Origin of the sequence: Streptomyces sp. 7N604 (assembly GCF_052245475.1) — a bacterium.
Taxonomy (GTDB): domain Bacteria; phylum Actinomycetota; class Actinomycetes; order Streptomycetales; family Streptomycetaceae; genus Streptomyces.
In genome coordinates, this window is record NZ_JBQQBX010000017.1 from 64,626 (window position 1) to 69,929 (window position 5,304).

Consider the following 5,304-nt stretch of genomic DNA (forward strand, 5'->3'; position numbering starts at 1 on the left):
CTCCTCGCCGACACCGCCGCCGCGCACCTGAGTCGAGGCAGAGCGCTTCACCCTCTGCCTCGACAAGCACTACCGCCCCCAGAACAGGCGCGCCAGTCGCCGGGGCCGCCACCAGGCAGCCGCTGTCACGAATGGCCTTCGACCGCTCGGGCCCCGTGCCGCTGCCGACCCGCCGACGACGGCGTCCGGCAACCCCGCCTTCACGGCGCCCGGGCACTGCTGGCCCGCCGGCGCGACCGCCGGGCCTCGTCCAGGCTGACGCGGGGGCGGGGTGATCCCGGGGATATCGTGGCCGCACCTACGAGGAGGCGGACATGGCCCGGCCCTCCCTGTCCGCGCTGCCTGGCGGCCGCCCGTCGTGAGCGGCTGCCCGCCGACCGCGCCGACCTGATGGCCGCCATCTGGCGGTCAGGCCACCGCAACGTCGCCGAACTCGTCTGCCGGGAGGGGGCAATACCCCCGCTCCGAGCCAGCCCTCCAGGACAGTCAGCCGTAACAGCGCCTGGAGCTGACCGAGGACTGCGAGGTTGTGAGCCTGACCTCGGATGGCGTGTGCGTCCTTCATTCTGCTCCTCCAGAACAAGCCAGCTCACCGGGGCTACCGGCTGCTGTGCTGCTGGCCACCGCACAAGCGACGAGGCCGAGACCCACGCCCTGGACCGAGCCTGACCGTGATCATCGTCGCGTACGTCGAAGCCTGCCCCCTCACCCTGTTCCCGGCAATCGCCCGCTAGGAGGGGACGATGGGGCGTGCCATCCCCGACTGACTACGGTTCCTTGTGCCCGAGGTTCAGTCGCTTCGGTCGCTCGAGTCGCTGGTCGACATGGGGGTGCGACTGAACGGTCAGCGACCAAAGCGACCTTCGGTCGCTACCACGCCAGGGATGTAAAAGTGCAGGTCAGCCGGGTTGTGCTGTGGCTGCAGCGACTGAAGCGACTCGGGTTCTGCATATATGAGCGGCTTAGGTGTGTGCGTGTGCGTGACATATCGCAAGCTTCAGTCGCTTCAGTCGCTGTTTGGGCTCACAGGCCCCTCTGACCTGGCTGTTTGGCGTCTTCTGACGAACAGCGACCGAACTGGCCAGGGTCGCTGTGCTCTCTGCTCGGTCGCTGGAAGTGTCCTCGCTAGTCGCGTCCTCGGGACGGTGTCACCGATGTTCCGCATGTGCTCCACCCCCTCACCTGGCCCGTTCGCTAGTCTGTGTCCGTCGTTGAGTCGCTTCGGTCGCTGATAGGGGGTGTGGATGCCTGCTGAGCTGCGTTTTTCTCGCAGTGACTCATGGGTTTCTGTGCCCGCGGCTTCAGTCGCTGCACCGAGCCTTCTTGCAGCGCAGTGGTGCGCCCGCCGGGGATGGCCTGTGCACCCTCTAGCCCCTGGGCGTAAGTCCCCGGCTGGAAACTGCAGCGACTGCCGAGAGGACGCCCACGCGCCAAGTGACTGTCCCTGCGTGCGCGCTGGCCGCTGGTGCCACAGCTTCTACGCCGCAACCCTCAACCAGCAGCGCATCCAGCAGTGGTGGGGGCAGAATCCCGAGTTCGGCATCGGCGTCTCCTGCGGCCCTGCCGGGCTGGTGGTCCTCGACATCGACGCCCACTCCGCCGAGCCCCCCGCTCGCGACCGTATCCTGCCCGGCATCCCCATCGGCGAACAGGTCGACCTCACAGGCCTCGCCACCGGCTTCCACAGCCTCGCCGTCCTCGCGGCCCTCCGCGGACAGCGCAGCCCCGCAGAGGACACCACCACCCTGCGCGTGCGCACCCCCTCCGGAGGACTCCACGTCTGGTACCGGGCCACCGGCAACCGCCAATGGCTCTCCTCCGTCGGCTCAACCCCCGGCCGCGCCCTCGCCTGGCAGGTCGACATCCGCGCCCACGGCGGCTACATTGTCGCGCCCGGCACCACCACCCGCCACGGCACCTACGCTCCCCTCGGCGAGGCACGTGAGCCCGCCGCCCTGCCTCTGTGGCTGGCTCAGGAACTCGACCGCACCGGGCACTTGCCCGCACCCAGCATTCCCGCTCCCCGGCCCGTCCCGCCACGAGCCCAGCAGGCTGTTCTCGCAGCCGGCGGCGGCCGCCAGGAAGCCGGGCACACCCTCGCCACGATCCTCGCGCCCGTCGAGGCGTGCGGCCAGGTCGCCGAAGGCGCAGGCTTCTCCGACACCCTCAACCGCGCCGCCTACACCCTCGGAGGCCTCATCGCGGCTGGCCGCCTCCCCGAAGAAGCCGAGCAAGCCCTTAAGGACACCGCGGCCGCAGCCCGCCCGGGCCAGGAACTACGCATCCAGCAGATCATCCGTAGCGGCCTCGCCGCAGGCATGAAACGACCCCTTCACGCCAGCGGGAGGCGCCCATGACGTCGCCCCGCAACGAGACCCTCTTCGAGTTCGACGCCGAAGCCGTCGCCGACCAGATCCGCCACCAGGCCGCCTCCGTGCCGCTGCCCGCCCAAGCCGCCACCGAACGGCCTTTGGGCGAAGCAACCGCCAACGGCCTGCTGCCGGACACTCTGACCGACCGCGGCAACGCCAAGCTTTTCGTCAAGCTCTACGCCTCCGACTACCGGCACGTGTCAAGGATCGGCTGGTTCCGGTGGGACACCACCCGCTGGCAGATGGACGAGGACGACACCATCCTGTGGGCCGCCGGCGACCTCGCCGAGAACATCGCCACCCACGACCCGCGGGGCCGTTTCACCAACACTGCCCTGGACAAACACCGTCGCCGGGCCCTGTCGACCACCGGCATCAACGCCATGCTCGCCCAGGCTAAGTCGGCACCGGGCATGTCGCTCAGCCCCGATCGTCTGGATGCAGACCCCTACGCCCTGTGCACCCCCCGCGGGGTCGTCGACCTGCGCACCGGGCTACTGGCGGCACCCGACCCGAGCAAGGACTTCCACTCCCGCTCCACCACCGTCAGCCCGCAGCAGATGGCCACTCCTCGCTGGCTTCGCTTCTTGACCGACACCTTCGGCGACGACGCCGGAGGCCAGGAAATGATCGACTACCTGCACCTGCTGCTCGGGTACTCGATCACCGGCGACGTCGGAGCCCAGATCCTTCCCTTCCTCTATGGCAAGGGAAAGAACGGCAAGAGCGTCCTCCTGGACGTTACAATGAAGCTGCTCGGCGACTACGCGGACGCAGCCCCGCCCGGCTTCCTGATGGCCAAGCCCTTCGAAGGCCACCCCACCGACCTCGCCGAACTCCACGGCCGTCGCATCTACGTCTGCTCGGAGATCAAGCCCGGTGACAAGTTCGACGAGGCCCGGGTTAAACTGCTGACCGGCGGCGATCGAATCAAAGCACGCCGCATGCGGCAGGACCCCTTCAGCTTCGAACCAACTCACAAACTCTGGCTGCTGGGTAACACCCGCCCCGAAGTCGGCACCGGCGGCTTCGCGTTCTGGCGCCGCATGCGTCTGCTCCCCTTCGAGCGCATCGTCCCGGACGACCGCAAGATCGACAATCTGGCCGACATCCTCGTCACGGAGGAAGGCCCCGGCATCCTCAGCTGGCTGATCGACGGCGCTCGCCGGTACCTGGCCGGCGACCGCGACCTCACCGGCCCCGAACGCGTGCGCATCGCGACCACCGCTTACGCCGAAACCGAGGACCACACGGGCCGGTTCTACGAGGAGTGCTGCCGCTTGGGCCCAGACCTGCGTGCCGAGCAGACGGCGCTCTACGCCGCCTACAAGGACTGGTGCAACAATGAAGGCGCACTGGTCATGTCCTCGCGCGCGTTCGCCTCCCGCACGCGGGAACTCGTCGGGCTTGCTTCGCCCAAGGAGATGATCCTGTCAAATCAGCGCAAGCACTACCCGGGCATCGGACTGCTCACCGACGACGAGAGGGACACCGGCGCATGAGTTCCCTGATCAGCGCGGACGAGATCAGCCACGAGACCGAGCTCGTGTGGCTGGAGGACACCGACCAGCTCGACTACGTGCGCCAGAGCCTGGACCGGCTGCCCACCCGCAAGGGCAAGCCCGCGTACCACCGCGACGGCCGTATGGTCGGCTACGCGATCCTCGGCCCCAACGCCAAGTCCTCCCACGCTTCGGGAACCTTCCGCCGCCGCGTCTTCTGGCTCCTGCCCCACGACCGCGACAGCCAGCCCACCGGCCTGTACGCCAAGAGTGCCCCTGCCGAAGCCGTCGACCCCCGTACCCTCGAGCCCCGCATCAAGGGCTCGAAGACCGAACGCTCCGAAGGCGGTCCGCCCTCCCTCGCCATGCAGGAACTCGGCATACAACTCCCGCTGTAAGCCGCACCCCCACGGCAGCCCACTGATGGTCCAGGTACTCACCAGCCTCATTGTGGTGCACCCTGCTCGGAGGCTGCCTGGGCTCCTGCAACGGCACGCCCCGCCAGAGCGGCAGGAACGGCAAAGCTGAGGTTCGCCGCGCTGAAAGCGGTATCCAGCTTGAGGCCCTTCATCGCCGTGCGCAGCCACGGCCCTCGTCGCGCTGACAGGGGCCGTCTTGTGTGCCGCGAGCCCCTCAGCCGCGCGGGCACGGTTACCGACTGCACGCCCGCCGATCGCCTTCTCTTCTGCCACGGGGCCGCTCCCGTGCTGCAGGACGCTCAGCAAGATCTTTCGCCCGATCGTCCCGCCTCACGAAACGAACGAGGCCGCGGCCATTTTTGCCCTCCTTTGCGCACAGAGCATCGGCTCTGGCGGCGCAGAGGGCGCACCCACGTGAGTTCGTGATCGCTCTGCGCTGCCCACCGGACGTGGGGAGTGGTGGACGTGAATCGGTACGGGCGGCGCGCACAGCGGCACTGGGAGGAGTTCCGTCCGCACGGGGTCGCGGGTCTGGATGACCCGGAGGCGTTCTTCGCGCAGCTGGGCTACGACGTGCAGCGCGAGGTTCGGAGCCTCTGGACCGCCGAGCGCGTGGCAGCGCCTGTTGTAGAGGGTGAGTCCTTCCTCGAGCGAGCCGCGCGATTCCAGCAAATGCGGCAGGAAGCGGAGTCGGCGGTTCTTCGTGAGCTGGTCCTGTTGCCGGCCGAGGACGACCTGGACCAGCTGGACGACCCACACCTGGATAGTGCTGAGTTTGCTGAGGAGCGGTGGCGCGAGCACCACTTCCAGGAGCTGTTGGCTGGCCGGTGCACGCCCGCGGATTTCACGGCGGGGGAGCGGGCGCGACTGCGGGCCGAAGCTCCGGCGCGCCTGCTGGAGCTGACGGGCCTGTCGGACGAGGCCCTGCGGCGCCAGGGGCTGCTGTAGATGGCAGCCGACGAGGGTGGTTTCCGCCCCCAGGACCAGAATGACCTCGCTCCTGCTGCGCCC

4 protein-coding genes are annotated in these 5,304 nt (G+C 68.6%); all 4 read left to right on the top strand.

Annotation, left to right across the window (positions count from 1 at the left end; all coding sequences use genetic code 11):
- Positions 1–1,358: 1,358 nt before the first annotated feature.
- The 4 genes from ACTWP8_RS19845 (at position 1,359) to ACTWP8_RS19860 (ending at position 5,241) form a co-directional block, all read left to right on the top strand.
- Complete coding sequence (locus tag ACTWP8_RS19845) at positions 1,359–2,357, top strand: bifunctional DNA primase/polymerase (RefSeq protein ID WP_443323488.1); 999 nt, start codon at positions 1,359–1,361, stop codon at positions 2,355–2,357.
- Entirely contained in the window at positions 2,354–3,874 is a 1,521-nt protein-coding gene (locus tag ACTWP8_RS19850; RefSeq protein ID WP_443323489.1) for a DNA primase family protein, read from the top strand. Before ACTWP8_RS19845 ends, ACTWP8_RS19850 begins: the two co-directional genes overlap by 4 nt.
- Positions 3,871–4,272 carry a DUF6009 family protein gene (locus tag ACTWP8_RS19855; RefSeq protein WP_443323490.1) on the top strand — a complete coding sequence of 134 codons (402 nt, stop codon included), beginning with the start codon at positions 3,871–3,873 and terminating at the stop codon, positions 4,270–4,272. The genes ACTWP8_RS19850 and ACTWP8_RS19855 overlap by 4 nt, the downstream gene beginning before the upstream one ends.
- A gap of 480 nt (positions 4,273–4,752) precedes the next feature.
- Entirely contained in the window at positions 4,753–5,241 is a 489-nt protein-coding gene (locus ACTWP8_RS19860; RefSeq protein ID WP_443323491.1) for a hypothetical protein, read from the top strand.
- The last annotated feature ends 63 nt before the right edge of the window (positions 5,242–5,304 follow it).